Here is an 18034-nt window from a genome sequence, read left to right as displayed (position 1 = left end):
GACCGGGATCGCTGCAGAGATCGGGATCGCCTCGGAGACCGGGATCCCAGAGGCCTCACCACGAGCCCTCGTCGACCCTGCCCTGCCCCGCCCTCCCCCGTGCCAGCAACCCGCCCAGGAACCCGGTGACCAGTCCCCACAGCGCCGCGAAGCCCAGCGCCGTCCACACCACGGGGCGCAGGAACAGGTCCCCGGTCAGATCGGCGCCGCCCAGGTCGGTGATGCCGAGCACGGAGAGGCCGTAGTGCGCGGAGACACGGCCGACCAGACAGATCATCAGCACCGTGAGCACCAGCGCGACCGCCATGTGGACACCGTGCCGCCAGACGGGTGTCCGGGCCGGTGAGCGGGCCGCCATCACGAAGGCCGCCGCCAGCAGCAGCATGGCGTCCACGGCGACGAGCCACCACACGCGGGCGTCCTGCTCGGCGAGGCTGCCCAGGTTCAGCGTGGCGTTGTCCGAGCCGCGCAGCACCTCGTCCAGCACGTGCGGCACGGGCAGCCCGAACGGTCCCTCCACCCGGCCCTCCCAGGTGGCGCCCAGACCGATGGTGAACACGAGCCACACCAGGTTGGGCAGGCCCAGCAGCATCAGCGCGAGGGTCTCGGCGGCATGGCCGCGCGTCACCGCGACCACGAAGGCGATGAGGAGGCCCAGCGCGACACACGCCAGGAGGAGCACCACCATGGCGTACGCGGCCGGCCGTACCGACTCCTGGAAGCGCAGCAGCCGGGCCGGCAGCGGCGCCCCGCGCGAGACCAGCAGCGCCAGCACCAGCACGCCGGCCAGCCACAGCAGGCCGAACACGAGCGTGAGCGGCACGTCGGTGGTGAAGCCGACCGTCGGACTGATGTCGAACAGTTCGGCGATATCGCTGAGCGTCTCGTCGCCCAGGGGGAGCGCGAAGGTCTGACGGGCGGCGAGGGACACGGCGAGCAGACCGAGCAGCCACACGACGGCGATCCGCCCCGCCCAGCCTGCCAGTTCCGCGACACCTGCGACCGCCCGGTGCCGCAGCGGACGCAGGAAACCGGCCGCGGTCACGAGAGCCCCGACGAGTGTGACGGACAACGGGATGACGGTCAGCCCCGCCCGAGTGTCCACCAGTCCTCCGGCGTCCCCGGAGAGCTCGACCGTGCCGCCGACCGCCGTGACGACGGTCGCCGCGACCACCCGTGGGAAGGCGCCGTCCGGCAGGTCCGCGGCTCCGGCCCACAACAGCCCCAGCGCGGCCACCACGCCCATGGCGATCAGCGTGGCCAGAGCCGTGGTGACCGCCTGCACCCAGCCGTGGCGGGCGACTGCCTGGTCGGACAGGGTGTGCGAGCTCACCCTGCCACGCTAAGCAGCACCCGTCCCACGCGCCTGCCGGGAGCGCCGTCCGCGTCCGCTTGCGGGTGCGACCCCGCCGGGGCACACAATGGTGGCGTTATGGAGCAAAACATCGCATAACCTGCAAAAAGCCGCGGAGACCCACGTCGGGAGTTCCTGTGAGCGTCGAACCTCCGTCCCCCGGCCGCCCCACAGGGCCGCCCTCCGGGCCCCTGTCGGGCTCCTCCCCGCCACCGCCCTCCGGACCACCCTCCCGGCCGCCCGGCGGCCCCACGGGCGGGGCGGTCCCGGGCGGTACGCCCGAGCCCTCCCGGCCGTGGTGGAAGTCCGCACCGCGCATCGCCCTGATCACCACCGCCGTGCTGGTCGTGGTGGCACTCGCCTTCGCCCTGACCCGCACCGACGGAGGCGGCTCCGGCCGCAAGAGCGAGGTCTTCCTCCAGGCCGCGGGCAAGACCGGCCCGGACCCCTTCACCCCCTCCACCGGAGCGGCCCCGCCCACCTCCACCGCCACGGCGACCACCGCGGAGTCCGCGAACGTCGTCCGGGGCGTCGACGGCGGAGCCGGCGGCCTGTACGGCGGCACCCGCAACGTCGCCGCCTGCGACGTCGAGAAGCAGATCAGGTTCCTCCAGCAGGCCCCCGCCAAGAACGACGCGTTCGCTTCCGTCGCCGGTGTGGACCCCACCCAGGTCCCCGCCCACCTGCGCTCCCTCACCCCGGTCCAGCTCCGCATGGACACCCGTGTCACCAACCACGGCTACCGCGACAGCGCCGCCACCAGCTACCAGGCCGTCCTGCAGGCCGGCACCGCCGTCCTCGTCGACGGACACGGCGTGCCCCGGGTCCGCTGCGCCTGCGGCAACCCGCTGACCCCGCCGGTCGCCCAGCCGACCACGCCCACGCTCACCGGCGACTCCTGGCCGTCGTACCGGCCCTCGAACGTCGTCGTGGTCACGCCCTCGACGAGCGTCGTCAAGGTCTTCGTGCTCTACGACCCCCACGACGACGGCTGGATCGCCCGCCACCGGGGCGACACCGACTGCGACAAGGACCGCCCCACCAAGCCGCCGGTGAACCCGCCCAAACCGTCCGCGAGCGTCTCCCTGCCGAGCTCGCCCACGAGCCCGTCGAAGCCGACGAGCCCATCGAGCCCGACGGACCACACCGGCCCGGCGACGTCCGGGAGTCCCGAATCGCCTACGCCGGCCGGCCCCTCCTCGCCGCCGCCGAGCCCGGAGCAGCCCTCCCCGGAGACGTCGCCGCCCCCGAGCCCGGAGCCGACGAGCCCGCCGGAGACCGAGGCCCCCTCGCCGCCGGAGGCCCCGCCGACGACCGACACGCTCACCCGGTCGGTCCCCGACTCCGCCGCTCCGGAGGCCCCCAGCGGTCCACCCTCCCTGTGAGGCAGCCCATGGCCGCGCGACCGAAGGCGGGGGACTGCGCGGCCCGGCACGGGGTACGAGCACAGGTGCAGCAGCGTCCGGCCAGTCCGGCCTCCGAGAGAGAAACGCATGATCGAGCACCTGGACGGGGCAGTGATACCGACTGGTTTCGACGTACCCGTGGAACCGCTACGGCGAGCGGCGCACTACACCGGTGAACCCGGGTCGATCGCCGAGGCACGCACCTTCGCCGCGCACTTCGTCGACCAGCTCCGCACGGAGTGGTGTGCCACCGTCGACGAGCGCGCCGACGGCGAGGTGCTGCTGGTCGTCAGCGAACTGGTGACCAACGCCGACCGGCACAGCAACGGCCCGTACATCCTGGAACTGGAGGGCACGGACGCCTCGGTGACGGTGTCCGTCTACGACAGCAGCGACGCGCTGCCCCTGCGGTTCCCCAAGGATCCCCAGCGCGTCGGCCGACACGGCCTGGAGATCGTGCACGCGCTCGCGACGGAGGTGACCGCGGAGCGCGTGCCGGTCGGCAAGCGCGTCAGCGCCGTGGTCAGGCTCGTACGGAACTGAGCCGGTGAGCCGTGGGGCGGCCCGCCCCACGGCTCACCGGCTCAGGCGCAGCCGAGTTCGCCCAGCATCCCCTGGCGCAGCCGCGTGATGATCCGCTTGATGAGGCGGGACACGTGCATCTGGGAGCAACCGAGCCGCTCGCCGATCTCCGCCTGGGTGGCCTCCTCCACGAAGCGCATGTGGATGATCTGCCGGTCGCGTTCACTGAGTTCGGCCATGAGCGGGGCGAGTGACTGGAAGTCCTCGACGAGCCGCAGCCCGTCCTCCTCCACCCCGATGAAGTCGGCCAGGACCGCCTCGCCGCTCTCGGGGCCGTCGCCGGTGAGCGCGGCGTCGAGCGAGGAGGAGTTGTAGCCGTTGGAGGCGATCTGCGCCTCGATCACCTCGTTCTCGGAGAGGTTCATCAGGGTGGCCAGCTCCGCCACCGTCGGCTCCCGGTCCAGCCGGCTGGCGAGCTCGTCGCGCGCCTTGGCCAGCTCGACGCGCAGCTCCTGCAGCCGCCGCGGCACGTGCACCGCCCACGTCGTGTCCCGGAAGAAGCGCTTGATCTCACCGACGATGTAGGGCAGCGCGAACGAGGTGAACTCCACCTCGCGTGAGATCTCGAACCGGTCGATGGCCTTGATCAGGCCGATCATCCCGGTCTGGACGATGTCCTCCATGTCGTCGCCGCGGCCCCGGAAGCGTCCGGCCGCGAACCGCACGAGCGACATGTTCATCTCGATGAGGGTGTTGCGCGCGTACTGGTACTCGTGCGTGCCCTCCTCGAGTTCCGTCAGCCGCTGGAAGAACTGACGGGACAGCTCACGTGCGTCGCGGGGGGCCACGCTCCTCGGGTCCTCGACTCCCGGCAGCGGTGCGCCACCCGTACCGGTCCCGGCGGTGTCCTCGACGACCTGTGCCTCCGACCCGATCACGGCGGTGTGCATTACCTCTCCCAAGAAAGTCACGGTGCGACGTCTGCTCTTCCCGGTCCGTGAGCGGACCCGATGTGCAGGCCCGCTCACGGGGCGAATACCCCGAGTCGGCCGGCACATGCGCACCGAGTTTCCGAGCGGCCGAAACCCGTGGAGACGCCCGGCAGCCGCGGCGGGCCGACGACGAGGAGCCGATCGCGCTCCAGGAGGTGCTGGTGCACATGATCGAGGAGTACGCCCGGCACAACGGCCACGCCGACTTCCTGTGCGAGCGGATCGACGGGCAGGTCGGCCGGCAGGGCTCACCCCGCTGTGCGCCGGGCGGTGATGAGCTCGTGGAGGTAGCGCTTGGTGACACTGCCGCCGTACCGGTTCTCGATGAGGTTCCGGATGCACGCCAGCAGACCCCGGCGGGCGGGCTCGTCGAGCGCGAGGTGGCCCGAGTAGGTCAGCAGGACCTCGATGTACGCGTCCGCCGAGTACGTCACCTCCTGGGCGTGACGGTGGACGGTGACGTCCTCGTAGCGCGATCCGAGGGTCAACTCCCGCGTGTCGGAGGCGATGTCGTCCTCGGGTTCGAGGCGCAGCCCGGGCGGGGTCGCCGGGTCCCAGCGCTCGTAGCAGCCCTGGGCGTCGGCGAAGAACTCCACGCTGCCGCCCTTGACGTGATGGGTCGTCACCAGCGCCAGGAGACCGCCCGGACGCAGCGCGTCGGCGGTCTTGGCGACGCGCAGCGCCGGGTCGATCCAGTGGAACGCGGTCGCGCTGACCACCAGGTCGAAGGGCTCGGCGGGCAGCGGCCAGCGCTCGAAGTCGGCGACGGCGACGTCCACCTGCGGGAAGGCGTCGAGGTTCCGCCGGGCCACGGCCGCCAGCGACGGGCCCAGTTCGACCGCCGTCAGCCGGCAGCCCGTCTCCGCCAGCGGACGCGTCAACTGCCCCGTTCCCGGGCCGATCTCCAGCACCCTGCTGCTCGGCCCGAGCCCCGCGCTCCGGGCCAACTGCCCCACCAGAGGAGGGGGATAGGAGGGCCGAGCCCGGTCGTAGCGTTCCGCGACCGTGTCGAATGTGTCCCGCAGCATCGGATACGCCCCTTCCGTGACCAGTCCCGACCAGTGTCTCCCGGCACGCACCGCGTGCGGGCCGGGATTTTCCCTGAGGGCGGAACGCCGGGCCCTTCCCGTGGCGGCCGCCGCTCCTAGGCTGGGAGGGTGAGCAACCAAGCGCCGAACCAAGCCCGCGTGATCCCGCTGCGTCCCTCGGCCGAACGCCCGGGAACCGCCCGCCCCGCCGACCGGCCGCCCACCCCGAGAGAGCCCCTCTGGCGCGACCTCGTCGGCGACGTCCTGCGCCGCGAACGCCAGGCTCAGGAGCGCACGTTGAAGGACGTCGCCGACGCGGCCCGCATCTCCATGCCGTATCTGTCGGAGGTGGAGCGCGGCCGCAAGGAGGCCTCCTCGGAGGTCCTCGCGGCCGCCGCCCACGCCCTCGGCCTGGGCCTCGGAGACCTCCTGGCGCGGGCCCAGGGCGAACTCGTCCGGCTGACCGGCCGGCACGCCCACGCGAGCCGTACGGCGACCACGTCGTCGTACGACGGGCTCTGCCTGGCCGCCTGACACCACGGGCACGGGCCGGCGTCTCAGACCCGTACGGGGCGCCGGCTCACCACCTCGTCGGCCAGGCCGTACGCCACGGCCTCCGGGGCGGTGAACACCTTGTCGCGGTCCATGTCCGCGCGCAGGGTCGTGACGTCGTGGGGGGTGTGCCGGGCGAGCACCTCCTCGACCTGGGCGCGGATGCGGACCATCTCCTTGGCCTGGAGCGCGAGGTCGGAGACCGTGCCCTGCCGGCCTCCGCTGGCCGGCTGGCCGAGCAGCACGCGCGCGTGCTCCAGCACGAACCGCCGCCCCGGATCCCCGCCGGCCAGCAGCACGGCAGCCGTCGAGGCCGCCTGCCCGACGCAGACCGTGGAGATCGGCGCCTGCACGAACGTCATCGTGTCGTAGATCGCCATCAGCGAGGTGAACGAGCCGCCGGGCGAGTTGATGTAGATCGCGATCTCGCTCTCCGGTGCCGCCGACTCCAGATGGAGGAGTTGCGCGATGACGACGTTGGCGATCCCGTCGTCGATCTCGGTGCCGAGGAAGATGATCCGCTCCGACAGCAGCCGGCTGAACACGTCGTACGACCGCTCGCCCTGCGCGGTCCGCTCGACGACGTTCGGAATCGTGTAGCTCCCCATGTCACAGCCCCATCCGTCGCTTCGAGGCGGCCGGGCGGACGTCGGCCAGCGACTCCACGACCCGGTCCACCATGCCGTACTCCCTGGCTTCCTCGGCCGTGAACCAGCGGTCCCGGTCGCCGTCCCGGGAGATGGTCTCCGGGGACTGGCCGGTGTGCTCGGCGGTGATGCGCTCGATGGTCCGCTTGGTGAACTCCAGGTTCTCCGCCTGGATCTCGATGTCCGCGGTGGTGCCGCCGATCCCGGCCGACGGCTGGTGCATCATGATCCGCGCGTTCGGCAGGGCGTACCGCTTGCCGGGCGCGCCGACGCTCAGCAGGAACTGGCCCATGCTGGCCGCGAATCCCATGGCGAGCGTGGAGACGTCGTTGGGGATCAGCTGCATCGTGTCGTAGATGGCCAGGCCCGCGTGGACCGACCCGCCCGGGCTGTTGATGTACAGGCTGATGTCGGTGCGCGGGTCCTCCGCCGACAGGATGAGCAGCTGTGCGCAGACCCGGTTCGCGGAGACCTCGTCGACCTGTGTGCCGAGCAACACGATGCGCTGGCCCAGGAGTTGGGCGGCTAGCTGGTCGTCGAAGCGGGAGGGAGGGGTGTCGCCCTCCTCGGCCCGGGGCAGCAGGGCCGGCGCGTGGCCGGCGGTGCGGGGAGACATGGGCGCTCCTTGTCGAGGCTGGGTGCGGCATCGTCGTGTGCCGCGCTGCCTCCACCCTCGACCCGTGACCGGCCCAGCGGCGGATTTCCCTGCCCTCGGCAGATTCGCCGAGGGCAGAGCGGCCCCGCCGGTGCTCAGCCGGCGCCGATCCCCTTCTCCCTCAACTCCCGGAAGAACGCCCGCACATCGCCCACCAGCAGGTCCGGCTCCTCCATCGCCGCGAAGTGCCCGCCCCGGTCGAACTCCGTCCACCGCACGAGGTTCTCCGTGCGCTCCGCCTTGCGCCGGAGCGGGATCTGCGGCTCCGCCGGGAAGAGCGCGAGCGCCGTCGGCGCAGGCGACGGCTCCCTCGGCGCGGCGAGGCGGCCGGTGGTGGTGTGCTGCCGCTCGTAGTAGATCCGCGCGGACGAACCGGCCGTCCCGGTCAGCCAGTAGAGCATCACGTTGGTCAGCAGCCGGTCCCGGTCCACGGCCTCCTCGGGCAGCTCCTCGGAGTCCGTCCACTCCCGGAACTTCTCGATGATCCAGGCGAGTTGACCCACCGGCGAGTCACTGAGCCCGTACGCCAGCGTCTGCGGCCGAGTGGCCTGCTGGTGGTAGTAGCCGATGCCCTCCGCCGAGAAGGCGGCCCAGCGGCGCCACGAGGTCAGCGTCCGCTCCCGCTCCTCGGGACTCAGCGCGTCGAGTTCCTCGGGCGTGGGCTCTTTCGTGGCCTGCGCCCCCGGCAGCAGGTTCAGGTGCACGCCGATCACCCGGTCGGGGTGCGCGCGGCCCAGCTCGCGGGAGATGGCCGCGCCCCAGTCGCCGCCCTGTGCCCCGAACCGCTCGTAGCCGAGCCGGGACATCAGCTCGGCCCATGCGTCGGCGACCCGGCCCGCCTCCCAGCCGCTCTCCGCGACCGGGCCGGACAGCCCGAAACCGGGGATGCTCGGTACGACGACATGGAACGCGTCGGCCGGATCCCCGCCGTATGCCGCCGGATCCGTCAACGGGCCCACCACGTCGAGGAACTCGACGATCGACCCCGGCCAGCCATGGGTGATCACCAGCGGGGTGGCGTGCGGTTCGGGGGAGCGCACGTGCGCGAAGTGGACGTTCGCCCCGTCGATCGTGGTCGTGAACTGCGGCCACTCGTTCAGCCGGGCCTCCGCGGCACGCCAGTCGTACGCGTGCCGCCAGTACTCCACCAGCTCCCGCAGATAGCCCGTGGGCACGCCGTACGCCCAGCCCGTCGCGGGCAGTCCCTCGGGCCAGCGGGTCCGGTCGAGGCGTGCGTACAGGTCGTCGAGGTCGCTCTGGGGTACGTCGAGGCGGAAGGGCCGGATGCCGCTGTCGGCGGATGAGGACGTCATGTCCCGGATGCTAGTTCGGCACCGAGCCACGGCCATCCGGATTGTTTCCCGGCCCGAGCGATGAGTTCCGGGACGCGCGCCGGTCGACACTGATGACCGCGTTCCACGCCCCGTACCCGCTCCAGGAGGTACTCATGACCACCGACGGTTTCACCACGTGTCTCTGGTTCGACGGCCAGGCCGAGGAAGCCGCCCACCACTACGTCTCGATCTTCAAGAACTCCAGCGTCGGGACGATCACCCGCTACACCGAGGCCGGACCGGGCCCCGCCGGAACGGTCGTCACCGTGGAGTTCACGGCGAACGGCCAGAAGTTCGTCGCGCTGAACGGCGGCCCGGAGTTCACGTTCAACGAGGCGATCTCCTTCCAGATCGGCTGCGCCGACCAGGAGGAGGTCGACCACTACTGGACCAAGCTCATCGAGGGCGGCGGCCGGCCCGGCCCCTGTGGCTGGCTCAAGGACAAGTACGGCGTGTCCTGGCAGGTCGTCCCCACCGAGCTCATCGACATGGTCACGGACTCCGACCAGGAGAAGGCCGCCCGCGCCACCCGCGCCATGCTCTCCATGGGCAAGCTCGACATCGCCGCACTGCGGAAGGCCTACGAAGGGGAGTAGGGCCTACGAAGGGGAGTAGGGGCGGCCCGTCACCGGGGCCGTCACGACAAGTCACGACCCGCCACGGTCCGTCACCGGCCGGTCTCGGTCAGGATCTCCCTGATCACATGGCGGGAGTTCTCCGCCAGCGGTGGATTGGTCTCCCAGTAGTACGGCAGCTGGATCAGCGAGATCGACAGCGCCCAGCCCCGGCCGCGCGCCCACTCGGCATCGTCCGCGCCCACCGCCTTCCGGAAGGTGGCGCGGGCCGACGCCGGCAGCAGGTTCCAGGCCACGATCAGGTCGACCGCCGGATCGCCCACCCCCACACCACCGAAGTCGATCACCGCCGCGAGCCGACCGTCCTCGACCAGCACGTTCCCGGGTGACAGATCGCTGTGCGCCCACACCGGTGGGTCCGTACGGTCCGGGACGCGCAGGGCCTCCTCCCACAGGGCGGTGACCGAGGCGGTGTCGATCCGTCCCTCCAGTTGCGCGATGGCGTCGCGAGTGAAGGCGTCCCGCTCCCGCAGGGGCACCCCCCGGTCGTTGGCCGGCCCGTCCTGCGGGTCGATCCGGCGCAGCTCGGCGACGAACGCCCCCAGGTCCGCCGCCAGCGCCTCCGGCTTCTCCACGGCACCCGCGACCGGGTTACGGCCGTCCAGCCACCGGTAGACGGACCACGGCCAGGGGAATCCCTCGCCGGGCTCGCCCCGCTCCAGTGGTACCGGCGCGGCCACCGACAGCCTCGGCACCAGCCGGGCCAGCCAGTACTGCTCGTGTGCCACGCTCTCGACCGCGCCGGGATGCCGGGGCAGCCGCACCACCTTGTCCTCACCCAGGCGGAACATCGCGTTCTCCGTCCCGGAGGAGGTCAGCCGCTCCACGGGCAGCGACGCCCACTGCGGGTACTGCGCGGCGACCAGCCGGCGCACCAGGGGGACCTCGACATCGACCTCGTCCGGGCGCATCTTCACAGCACACATGAGGCTGATTCCAATGGGTCAACCGGCAGCGCGTCCACCGAATTTGATCGAGCATCAGCTGATGTCGGCCACCGCCGGCGTGATCTTCCGCGCGATGCGGGATCCCCGTCCCGGCCCGGCCCGGTAACGAAGGGACGCGTTCGGCGCGCGAGGCGACGGGCGGGTGACTAGCGTGAGGAACCGGACAATCCATCTCATCGGGAGGGCCGCCGTCATGGCCGTGCAACCTGAGGGAGCCCCTTGTTGGGCCGACGCGATGTTCACTGACGTCGAGGGGGCGAAGGCCTTCTACGGTGACGTCCTCGGCTGGACCTTCGGCGAGGCGTCGTCGGAGTACGGCAACTACACCCAGGCCTACGCGGACGGCAAGGCGGTCGCCGCCGTCGTCCCTCCGATGCCGGGGCAGGAGGGCCAGTCCCAGTGGTGCCTCTACTTCGCCTCCGAGGACGCCGCCACCACCGCCACCAAGATCCGCGAGAACGGCGGTGAGGTGCTGATGGGGCCGATGGAGATCGGCGACTTCGGCACCATGTGCCTGGCCCGCGAACCCAGCGGTGCCGTGTTCGGCGTCTGGCAGGCAGGCATCCACGAGGGCTTCGACACGATGGGCACCCCCGGCGCCTACGCCTGGGCCGAGGTCTTCACCCGCGAGCCCCAGAAGGCGGACGCCTTCTTCCCCGCCGTCTTCGGCTACCGGCAGAAGCAGATGGAGGACGAGGCGATCGACTTCCGTCTCTACGACCTGGGCGAGCGCCCCGTCCTGGGCCGGATGAAGATGACGGACGACTTCCCGCCCGAGGTCCCGCCGTACATCAACGTCTACTTCACCGTCCCCGACTGCGACGACGCCGTCGCCAAGGCGACCAAGCTCGGTGGAAGACTGCAGTTCGGGCCGATGGGCACCCCCTTCGGCCGGTTCGCCGCCCTCACCGACCCGCAGGGCGCGAACTTCTCGGTGATCGACGTCACCACCACCGAGGGCGAGCTGCCGAGGACCACCGACGTCTCCTAGACCGTGGCCGAGCGCCCCGCCGGGCCATGGCATGATCGTGCGCATGCGTGAACGTGTGGTGGCCGCGTGCGACGGGGCTTCGAAGGGAAACCCGGGACCGGCCGGCTGGGCCTGGGTGATCTCCGACGACAGTGAGGCGCCGGCCCGCTGGGAGGCGGGGCCGCTCGGCAGGACCACCAACAACGTCGCCGAACTCACGGCGCTGGAGCGCCTGTTGGCGGCGACCGACCCGGCCGTGCCGCTCGAGATCCGCATGGACTCGCAGTACGCCATGAAGGCGGTCACCACCTGGCTGCCCGGCTGGAAGCGCAACGGCTGGAAGACCTCCGCCGGCAAGCCGGTCGCCAACCAGGAGCTGGTCGTGCGCATCGACGAGCTGCTCGACGGCCGCTCGGTCGACTTCCGCTATGTGCCGGCCCACCAGGTCGACGGCGACCGGCTCAACGACTTCGCGGACCGGGCCGCCAGCCAGGCGGCGAGCGTCCAGCAGCCCGCGGGCAGCGCCCTCGGCTCGCCCGAGCCGCCGCCCTCGCCCGACACCCCGCCGGCCTCCGGCGCACGTCGCCGGACCGCCGGGGGCAAGGCGCCCCGACGGTCCGGCGGTGCTTCGGCCCGCACGATCAAGGCCAAGTTCCCCGGCCGCTGCGTGTGCGGGCGTTCCTATGCGGCCGGGGAGCCGATCGCCAAGAACGATCAGGGCTGGGGCCACCCGGAGTGCCGTACGGCGGCGGCCGGGTGACCATGACGGCGTCGGTCAGGTGACCGCGCCGCGCCAGCCGCCGGTCTCGTGGCCGCGCTCCTCGATGAACTCCTTGAAGCGCTTGAGGTCGCCCTTCGTCTGTCGCTTGACGAACCCCAGCTTGTCGCCGACGGTCTCGGCGAAGCCCTCCGGCTCGTAGTCCAGCTGGAGCATCACCTTGGTGTGATCGTCATCGAGACGGTGGAAGGTCACCACGCCCGCCTGACGGGACTCACCGGCCACCGTCGTCCAGGCGACCCGTTCGTCCGGGATCTGCTCGGTGATCTCCGCGTCGAACTCCCGGTGCTGTCCGGCTATGTCCGTCACCCAGTGCGTGAGCGTGTCGGTGCGCTGTTCGACGCGCTCCACCCCGCTCATGAACTCGGGGAACGTCTCGAACTGCGTCCACTGGTTGTAGGCCGTGTGCACGGGGACACTGACCTCGATGGATTCCTCGACCTTCGTCACGGTCGTCTCCTCCTTCGCTCTCATCGGGTACGCCGCTCGGGTACCCCCCACCTGCGCGGCGAACCGCGCACCGGTCAGTCGGTGTCGAAGGCATAGTGCGCGGTGTGGTCGAGCAGGTCGGCCGGGGTGGTGTCGTTCCAGGGCTTCATGGTCTCGTTCAGGTCGACCACGTCCGGTGTCCCCGCGGCAGGGACGTACGCGGACCCCGGATGCCGCCGCTGCCACTGGGCCCACAGCTTGTCGATGTAGGCGTGGTGCAGCCAGAACACCGGGTCGTTGGGGGAGACCCCGGTGGCCATCTGGCCGCCGACCCAGACGTGAACCCGGTTGTGCAGATTCACGCCCCGCCACCCCTCCAGATGGTTGCGGAAGCCCTCCGAGGCGCTGTTCCAGGGCGCCATGTCGTACGTCGCCATCGCCAGCACCGAGTCCACCTCGGCCCGCGTGGGCAGCTCACGGACGCTTGCCCCCAGCGCCCGCCGCAGATACGTCCGCCCGTCGACCCGCACACTGATCGGCCAGTTCCCGGTGGACGCGGCGAACGCCCCGTCCATCACCCGCCCGTCCAGGCTGCGCCCGGTGCCGCCGAGGAAGTCCGGCGCCCACAGCGAGGCCCGCGTCGAGCGGTCCACGGACCAGTCCCAGTACGGCAGCGCCACCGACGCGTCCACCGACTGCAGGGCCCGCTCGAACTCCAGCAGGAATCTGCGGTGCCAGGGCAGGAAGGACGGCGAACGGTGGCCGGTGCGCTCGCCGTTGTCGGTGTCACCGAGGATGAAGGCGTTGTGCGTGGTGACGAAGGCGTCGTAACGGCCGCTGCGCTTGAGTTCGAGGACGGCGGCGACGAAGCGGCGCTTCTCTTCGGCGGTGAGGGACGCCTGGTTCTTGCGGACGGTCATGTGCGGATGCTCCAAGTGTGCGTGCAGGGCGGTCAGTTGGCGGGGAAGGGGAGGAGCCGGGCGCCCCGCAGCTCGTCCACCGCGGCACGGGCGGCGGCCCGCGGTGTGGGCACCGGGTCGTAGTGGCTGACCACGCTGATCCAGCTGCCGTCGGCGTTGCGCATGACGTGCAGCTCCACACCGTCGACGAACACGGCGTATCCGGCGCCGTGGTGCCCGCCCCCGTGATGACCGTCCCCGTGATGACCGCCGCCGGCCGTCGGCCGGCCCTGTATCCGGCGGCCCTTGTAGACCTCGTCGAAAGACGCTGGAGAGGCGGGAGAGGCGAGAGAGCCCGGCGAGTCGGGAGAGCCGGGGGTGTGGTGGTCGTTCGCCCGGGTGGCGGGTGCCACGGCGGTGTGGGCGCCGGCGGTCGCGGTGAGGGCGGCCGCGGTGGTGAGCGCACGACGACGGCTGAGTTCCGGCATACGGGACCTCCTGGGTTCGTTCGGCTGAGGACCCCGCATGCCTATCGGCCGGCCGGAGAACGGGAGAAATCCCGCACGACGGGTTGGCTACGATCCGGACAATCAATTACATGTCGTGCAATCTTGAACAAAGATGATCTTGCTGTTCGCGGTATCCCGGATCCTCCGGAAGGGGGAATTCCTTCCCGTGGGAGCGGTCCTTTCGGCGGGTTCTCGCGCCCCGCCGTATGGCCGGTGGTGTGGCTCACGTGCGGAAAGTGACGGAATCGGGAGTGTGGGCCGGACTCGACCGCGGCCCCCGCCTGCTACCCTGCGTCATCAATTGACCACGTTTCGTAATACCTAGGGGTGCGCGTGAAGGTCGCCTGCGTCGGAGGCGGGCCCGCCGGCCTGTATCTCTCCATCCTGCTCAAGCGGCAGGACCCGTCCCACGACATCACCGTCTACGAGCGCAACCCGGAGGGCTCGACCTACGGGTGGGGCGTCACCTACTGGCGAGGGTTCCTCGACAAACTCCACGCGCACGACCCAGAGTCGGCCCGCGCCGTCGAGAAGCACTCCGTCCGCTGGAACCAAGGCATCGCGCACGTACGGGACATGTCGACCCGTCAGCCCGGCGACGAGGGCCACGGCATCGGCCGCCACAAGCTCCTGGAGATCCTCGCCGACCGCGCCCGCGCCCTCGGTGTACGGCTGGAGTTCGAGCACGAGATCACGGCCGAGGATCCTCCGGAGGCAGACCTCCTCGTCGCGGCCGACGGCGTCCACAGCGCCCTGCGCACCCACCATGCCGGACACTTCGGCGCCGAGCTGACGGCGGGCCGCAACCCGTACATCTGGCTCGGCACCACCAAGGTCTTCGACTCCTTCACCTTCGCCTTCGTGGAGACCGAGCACGGCTGGATCTGGTGCTACGGCTATCCCTTCAGCTCCGAGCGCAGCACCTGCGTCATCGAGTGCCCCCCCGAGACCTGGACCGGACTCGGCCTGGACCGGGCGAGCGAGGCCGACGGACTGGCCCACCTCGAGAAGCTCTTCGCCCACATCCTCGACGGCCATGAACTGATCGGGCGCGCCTCCTCCGACGGCAGCGCCCCGTGGCTGACCTTCCGCACCCTCACCAACCACACCTGGTACCGCGACAACCTCGTCCTCCTCGGCGACGCCGCCCACACCACCCACTACTCCATCGGCGCCGGCACCACCCTCGCCCTGGAGGACGCCTTCGCGCTGGCCGACGCCCTGCGGACGTGCGCCGACCTCCCCCAGGCACTCGCGCGGTACGAGCGGGAACGCAAGTCGGCTCTGCTCTCCCTGCAGAGCGCCGCCCGCTACAGCGCCCAGTGGTACGAGAACCTGACCCGCTACATCCACCTGCCCCCGGAGCAGATGTTCGCCCTCCTCGGTCAGCGCCACTCACCTCTGCTGCCCTACGTCCCGCCCCAGCTGTACTACCGGCTCGACCGGGCCGCGGGGCAGCTGGAGGCGCTGCGCCGGTTCAAGCGCTGGCTCGGCCCGAAGCTCGCGCGGACGGCGCACGCACGGGCTCTGACCTCGGGCAAGTAACCCGCACGGACCTCCTGCGGTGGGGGGAACGGCAGTTCGTCGTTATGTTGAATTGCCGTTCCCCTCATTTTCTCTGCCCGCCGGCCGCTGGAGTGCCCATGCCGTCACCTGCTCCGATACTCGCCCCCAGCACCGGCACCGGCCGGCCGCGGGCACGCCTCACCATCCCGGTCCTGGCGTACTGCGGCACCCTCATGGCCGTCATGCAGACCGTCGTCATCCCCCTGCTGCCCGACCTGCCGCGCCTGACCGGCGCCTCGCCCGGGGCGGTCTCCTGGACGGTGACGGCGTCCCTGCTGTCCGGCGCCGTCCTCACCCCGGTCCTCGGCCGCGCCGGGGACATGTACGGCAAGCGGCGGGTGCTGTTCCTCTCGTTCGCTCTGATGACCGTCGGCTCGGCGATCTGCGCCCTGACCTCCGACATCGGTGTGCTGATCGCGGCCCGCACCCTCCAGGGCGCCGCCTCCTCCGTCGTCCCGCTGTCGATCAGCATCCTGCGCGACGAACTCCCGCCGCAGCGCCGCGGATCGGCGGTGGCGCTGATGAGTGCCACCGTCGGGACCGGCGCCGCGCTGGGGCTGCCGGCCGCGGCGCTGGTGGTGCAGTACGCCAACTGGCACGTGATGTTCTGGGTGACCACGGCCCTCGGCGCCGCCGGTGTCGCGCTGATCCGGTGGGCGGTGCCCGAGTCACCGGTGCGCCGCCCCGGACGGTTCGATGTGACGGGTGCGCTGGGGCTGGCCGCCGGACTGATCTGCCTGCTGCTCGTCGTCTCCCAGGGCGGCCAGTGGGGCTGGGGCAGTGCCCCGGTCAGGGCCCTGTCCGTCGGCGCCGTCGTCCTGCTGGGCCTGTGGTGGCGGCAGCAACTGCGCACGGCCGAGCCCCTGGTGGACCTGCGGCTGGCGGCACGTCCCCATGTCGGCCTCATCCATGTGGCCGGGCTTCTCACCGGTTTCGCGTTCTACGCCAACTCGCTGGTCACGGCCCAACTGGTGCAGGCACCCGAGGCCAGCGGTTACGGGCTCGGACTGTCCATCGTCCAGACGGGCCTGGTGCTGCTGCCCGGCGGCATCGTCATGCTGCTCGTCTCCCCGCTCGCCGCCCGTATCTCCGAGGCCCACGGTCCGCGTGTCACCCTCGCCCTCGGGGCCGCCGTCATCGCCGCCGGGTACGCCGTGCGCGTCGTCGACAGCCGCGACCTCGGGATGATCGTGGTGGGGGCCGCTGTCGTGGCGATCGGTACCACCCTCGCCTACTCGGCGCTGCCGGTGCTGATCCTGCGCGCGGTCCCGGCCGACCAGACCGCCTCCGCGAACGGCGTCAACGTGCTCATGCGGACGATCGGGCAGGCCGCCTCCAGTGCCGCCGTCACCGCGGTCCTCGTCCACCACACCGGCCTCGTCGGGGGTGCGCCGCTGCCGACGCTGCACGGCTATGTGCTGGCGTTCGGCGTCGCGGGCGCGGGTGCCCTGGCGGCGTGCGCGGTGGCGCTGACGATCCCCGGCGATCCGGAGACGGAGGGCAGGCGGGCCGGTGGCCGTACCCGGCCCGTCGAGGACGGGGCGATGGAAGGAGCATGAGCGCGGTGAGTACTTCCTCGTCCGGGGAACAGTCCCGCGGGCGCACCGTCCAGCGGTGCCGCCGGGCTCAGTTGAAGGAAGCCTTGTGGGTGAAAGAGCCACAGGTGACGGGCCGGAGTGGTCGGTTCCGTGCAGGGCCGGGCCGGATGACAGACTGACACCATGGACGAGCGAGTATTCGGTAGATCTGGTCAGCACGCATCCGTCGTCGGTCTCGGCACCTGGCAGCTGGGCGCCGACTGGGGCGACGTCGACGACAAGCAGGCCCTGACGGTGCTGGAGGCGGCGGCCGAGTCGGGAGTCACCTTCTTCGACACCGCCGACGTGTACGGCGACGGACGCAGTGAGCAGACCATCGCCACGTTCCTGAGCAGCCGCCCCGATCTGCACGTGCTGATCGCCACCAAGATGGGCCGCCGCGTCGAGCAGATCCCCGAGAACTACGTCCTGGACAACTTCCGCGCCTGGAACGACCGCTCCCGCCGCAACCTCGGCGTCGACCGCATCGACCTCGTGCAGCTGCACTGCCCGCCCACCCCCGTCTACTCCTCGGACGAGGTGTTCGACGCCCTCGACACCCTGGTCGAGGAGGAGCGCATCGCGCACTACGGCGTCAGCGTGGAGACCTGCGCCGAGGCCCTCACCGCGATCGCCCGACCGGGCGTGGCGAGCGTGCAGATCATCCTCAACCCCTTCCGCATGAAGCCCCTCCACGAGGTGCTGCCCGCGGCCCGTGAGGCCGGCGTCGGCATCATCGCCCGGGTCCCGCTCGCCTCCGGCCTGCTGTCCGGCAGGTACACCAAGGACACCGTCTTCCCGGAGAACGACCACCGCACCTACAACCGGCACGGCGAGTCCTTCGACCAGGGCGAGACCTTCTCCGGCGTCGACTACACCACCGGTGTCGAGGCCGCCGCAGCGTTCGCCGCCCTCGCCCCCGAGGGGTACACCCCGGCCCAACTGGCGCTGCGCTGGATCGTCCAGCAGCCCGGCGTGACCACCGTGATCCCGGGTGCCCGCTCGCCCGAGCAGGCCCGCGCCAACGCGGCCGCCGCCAAACTGCCGGACCTCTCCGACGAGACGCTGGCGGCGATCCGGGACCTGTACGAGCGGCGGATCAAGGAGCAGGTCGAGGGACGCTGGTAGCCGGCCCCGGGCGGCGACCGGAGAACATCGCCGCTCCGGGGGTACTCGCGGGGAGAGAAGACGGAAAGTCACTCGAACCGGGAGGACAGGTGGCGGGCATCGGAGA

The 18034-nt window shown here is 71.3% G+C and carries 19 protein-coding genes and 1 pseudogene; 10 read left to right on the top strand and 10 right to left on the bottom strand.

Features of this window, described 5'->3' with window-relative positions; genetic code table 11:
* Positions 1-55: 55 nt before the first annotated feature.
* Positions 56-1333: a streptophobe family protein gene (locus IE263_RS36520; RefSeq protein ID WP_189942361.1), complete on the bottom strand. Its 1278-nt coding sequence runs from the start codon at positions 1331-1333 to the stop codon at positions 56-58.
* A 158-nt stretch (positions 1334-1491) separates the two neighbouring features.
* Between IE263_RS36520 and IE263_RS36515 the strand changes: the two genes are divergently transcribed.
* Positions 1492-2739, top strand: a complete 1248-nt coding sequence (locus tag IE263_RS36515; protein WP_229911357.1) for a DUF6777 domain-containing protein — start codon at positions 1492-1494, stop codon at positions 2737-2739.
* Positions 2740-2847: 108 nt separating this feature from the next.
* Complete coding sequence (locus IE263_RS36510; RefSeq protein WP_189942360.1) at positions 2848-3303, top strand: ATP-binding protein; 456 nt, start codon at positions 2848-2850, stop codon at positions 3301-3303.
* A 41-nt stretch (positions 3304-3344) separates the two neighbouring features.
* Here the strand turns inward: IE263_RS36510 and IE263_RS36505 are convergent, their stop codons facing one another.
* Positions 3345-4232 (bottom strand): RNA polymerase sigma factor SigF, encoded by an 888-nt coding sequence (locus IE263_RS36505; RefSeq protein ID WP_189942359.1) that lies wholly within the window; start codon positions 4230-4232, stop codon positions 3345-3347.
* On the opposite strand from IE263_RS36505, the pseudogene IE263_RS49815 reads away from it, so the two are divergent.
* A pseudogene (locus IE263_RS49815) lies at positions 4160-4516 on the top strand (mycothiol transferase); the annotation flags it as partial. The gene IE263_RS36505 and the pseudogene IE263_RS49815 sit on opposite strands and share 73 nt — an antisense overlap.
* 6 nt (positions 4517-4522) lie before the next feature.
* Here the strand turns inward: IE263_RS49815 and IE263_RS36495 are convergent.
* Positions 4523-5302 carry a class I SAM-dependent methyltransferase gene (locus tag IE263_RS36495; protein ID WP_189942358.1) on the bottom strand — a complete coding sequence of 260 codons (780 nt, stop codon included), beginning with the start codon at positions 5300-5302 and terminating at the stop codon, positions 4523-4525.
* Positions 5303-5431: 129 nt separating this feature from the next.
* Here IE263_RS36495 and IE263_RS36490 point away from each other — a divergent pair, with 129 nt between their 5' ends.
* Positions 5432-5836, top strand: a complete 405-nt coding sequence (locus IE263_RS36490) for a helix-turn-helix domain-containing protein (protein ID WP_189942357.1) — start codon at positions 5432-5434, stop codon at positions 5834-5836.
* 23 nt (positions 5837-5859) lie between these two features.
* Here the strand turns inward: IE263_RS36490 and IE263_RS36485 are convergent, their stop codons facing one another.
* The 3 genes from IE263_RS36485 to IE263_RS36475 form a co-directional block, all read right to left on the bottom strand.
* On the bottom strand, positions 5860-6462 hold the full coding sequence (locus tag IE263_RS36485; protein ID WP_189942356.1) for a ClpP family protease: 603 nt from the start codon (positions 6460-6462) through the stop codon (positions 5860-5862).
* Between the two features lies 1 nt (position 6463).
* A complete protein-coding gene (locus IE263_RS36480) occupies positions 6464-7117 on the bottom strand; it encodes an ATP-dependent Clp protease proteolytic subunit (RefSeq protein ID WP_189942355.1) in 654 nt (217 codons plus the stop codon).
* Between the two features lie 134 nt (positions 7118-7251).
* Positions 7252-8469 (bottom strand): epoxide hydrolase family protein, encoded by a 1218-nt coding sequence (locus IE263_RS36475; protein ID WP_189942354.1) that lies wholly within the window; start codon positions 8467-8469, stop codon positions 7252-7254.
* 134 nt (positions 8470-8603) lie between these two features.
* Here IE263_RS36475 and IE263_RS36470 point away from each other — a divergent pair, with 134 nt between their 5' ends.
* Positions 8604-9086 (top strand): VOC family protein, encoded by a 483-nt coding sequence (locus IE263_RS36470; protein ID WP_189942353.1) that lies wholly within the window; start codon positions 8604-8606, stop codon positions 9084-9086.
* A gap of 71 nt (positions 9087-9157) precedes the next feature.
* Here the strand turns inward: IE263_RS36470 and IE263_RS36465 are convergent, their stop codons facing one another.
* Positions 9158-10051 (bottom strand): aminoglycoside phosphotransferase family protein, encoded by an 894-nt coding sequence (locus IE263_RS36465; protein ID WP_189942352.1) that lies wholly within the window; start codon positions 10049-10051, stop codon positions 9158-9160.
* A 214-nt stretch (positions 10052-10265) separates the two neighbouring features.
* Here IE263_RS36465 and IE263_RS36460 point away from each other — a divergent pair, with 214 nt between their 5' ends.
* Both IE263_RS36460 and IE263_RS36455 read left to right on the top strand, forming a co-directional pair.
* Positions 10266-11063, top strand: coding sequence for a VOC family protein (locus tag IE263_RS36460; protein WP_189942351.1), 798 nt, complete (start codon positions 10266-10268; stop codon positions 11061-11063).
* A 31-nt stretch (positions 11064-11094) separates the two neighbouring features.
* Complete coding sequence (locus tag IE263_RS36455) at positions 11095-11802, top strand: ribonuclease H family protein (RefSeq protein ID WP_189942350.1); 708 nt, start codon at positions 11095-11097, stop codon at positions 11800-11802.
* Between the two features lie 15 nt (positions 11803-11817).
* Here the strand turns inward: IE263_RS36455 and IE263_RS36450 are convergent, their stop codons facing one another.
* The 3 genes from IE263_RS36450 to melC1 all read right to left on the bottom strand — a co-directional run bounded on the left by IE263_RS36450 (position 11818) and on the right by melC1 (position 13636).
* On the bottom strand, positions 11818-12270 hold the full coding sequence (locus IE263_RS36450) for an SRPBCC family protein (RefSeq protein WP_189942349.1): 453 nt from the start codon (positions 12268-12270) through the stop codon (positions 11818-11820).
* 74 nt (positions 12271-12344) lie between these two features.
* Positions 12345-13169, bottom strand: a complete 825-nt coding sequence (gene melC2, locus IE263_RS36445; protein ID WP_189942348.1) for a tyrosinase MelC2 — start codon at positions 13167-13169, stop codon at positions 12345-12347.
* A gap of 32 nt (positions 13170-13201) precedes the next feature.
* Entirely contained in the window at positions 13202-13636 is a 435-nt protein-coding gene (gene melC1 / locus IE263_RS36440) for an apotyrosinase chaperone MelC1 (RefSeq protein ID WP_189942347.1), read from the bottom strand.
* A gap of 354 nt (positions 13637-13990) precedes the next feature.
* Here melC1 and IE263_RS36435 point away from each other — a divergent pair, with 354 nt between their 5' ends.
* From IE263_RS36435 to IE263_RS36425, 3 genes are all read left to right on the top strand, one after another.
* Positions 13991-15202 (top strand): FAD-dependent monooxygenase, encoded by a 1212-nt coding sequence (locus tag IE263_RS36435; RefSeq protein ID WP_189942451.1) that lies wholly within the window; start codon positions 13991-13993, stop codon positions 15200-15202.
* A 98-nt stretch (positions 15203-15300) separates the two neighbouring features.
* Positions 15301-16782, top strand: a complete 1482-nt coding sequence (locus IE263_RS36430; RefSeq protein WP_189942346.1) for an MFS transporter — start codon at positions 15301-15303, stop codon at positions 16780-16782.
* A gap of 162 nt (positions 16783-16944) precedes the next feature.
* On the top strand, positions 16945-17928 hold the full coding sequence (locus tag IE263_RS36425; RefSeq protein ID WP_189942345.1) for an aldo/keto reductase: 984 nt from the start codon (positions 16945-16947) through the stop codon (positions 17926-17928).
* Positions 17929-18034 lie beyond the last annotated feature (106 nt).

This window comes from Streptomyces aurantiogriseus (genome assembly GCF_014649375.1).
Taxonomy (GTDB): domain Bacteria; phylum Actinomycetota; class Actinomycetes; order Streptomycetales; family Streptomycetaceae; genus Streptomyces; species Streptomyces aurantiogriseus.
Note: the sequence above shows the minus strand (reverse complement) of the source record. Positions and strands in the feature narration are given on the sequence as shown.

Excerpts from the sequence above, each read along its gene's own strand:
- IE263_RS36510 (WP_189942360.1), top strand. The coding sequence starts at position 2,848 with ATGATCGAGCACCTGGACGGGGCAGTGATACCGACTGGTTTCGACGTA.
- IE263_RS36505 (WP_189942359.1), bottom strand. The coding sequence starts at position 4,232 with ATGCACACCGCCGTGATCGGGTCGGAGGCACAGGTCGTCGAGGACACC.
- IE263_RS36495 (WP_189942358.1), bottom strand. The coding sequence starts at position 5,302 with ATGCTGCGGGACACATTCGACACGGTCGCGGAACGCTACGACCGGGCT.
- IE263_RS36485 (WP_189942356.1), bottom strand. The coding sequence starts at position 6,462 with ATGGGGAGCTACACGATTCCGAACGTCGTCGAGCGGACCGCGCAGGGC.
- IE263_RS36480 (WP_189942355.1), bottom strand. The coding sequence starts at position 7,117 with ATGTCTCCCCGCACCGCCGGCCACGCGCCGGCCCTGCTGCCCCGGGCC.
- IE263_RS36475 (WP_189942354.1), bottom strand. The coding sequence starts at position 8,469 with ATGACGTCCTCATCCGCCGACAGCGGCATCCGGCCCTTCCGCCTCGAC.
- IE263_RS36470 (WP_189942353.1), top strand. The coding sequence starts at position 8,604 with ATGACCACCGACGGTTTCACCACGTGTCTCTGGTTCGACGGCCAGGCC.
- IE263_RS36465 (WP_189942352.1), bottom strand. The coding sequence starts at position 10,051 with ATGTGTGCTGTGAAGATGCGCCCGGACGAGGTCGATGTCGAGGTCCCC.
- IE263_RS36460 (WP_189942351.1), top strand. The coding sequence starts at position 10,266 with ATGGCCGTGCAACCTGAGGGAGCCCCTTGTTGGGCCGACGCGATGTTC.
- IE263_RS36455 (WP_189942350.1), top strand. The coding sequence starts at position 11,095 with ATGATCGTGCGCATGCGTGAACGTGTGGTGGCCGCGTGCGACGGGGCT.
- melC2 (WP_189942348.1), bottom strand. The coding sequence starts at position 13,169 with ATGACCGTCCGCAAGAACCAGGCGTCCCTCACCGCCGAAGAGAAGCGC.
- melC1 (WP_189942347.1), bottom strand. The coding sequence starts at position 13,636 with ATGCCGGAACTCAGCCGTCGTCGTGCGCTCACCACCGCGGCCGCCCTC.
- IE263_RS36430 (WP_189942346.1), top strand. The coding sequence starts at position 15,301 with ATGCCGTCACCTGCTCCGATACTCGCCCCCAGCACCGGCACCGGCCGG.
- IE263_RS36425 (WP_189942345.1), top strand. The coding sequence starts at position 16,945 with ATGGACGAGCGAGTATTCGGTAGATCTGGTCAGCACGCATCCGTCGTC.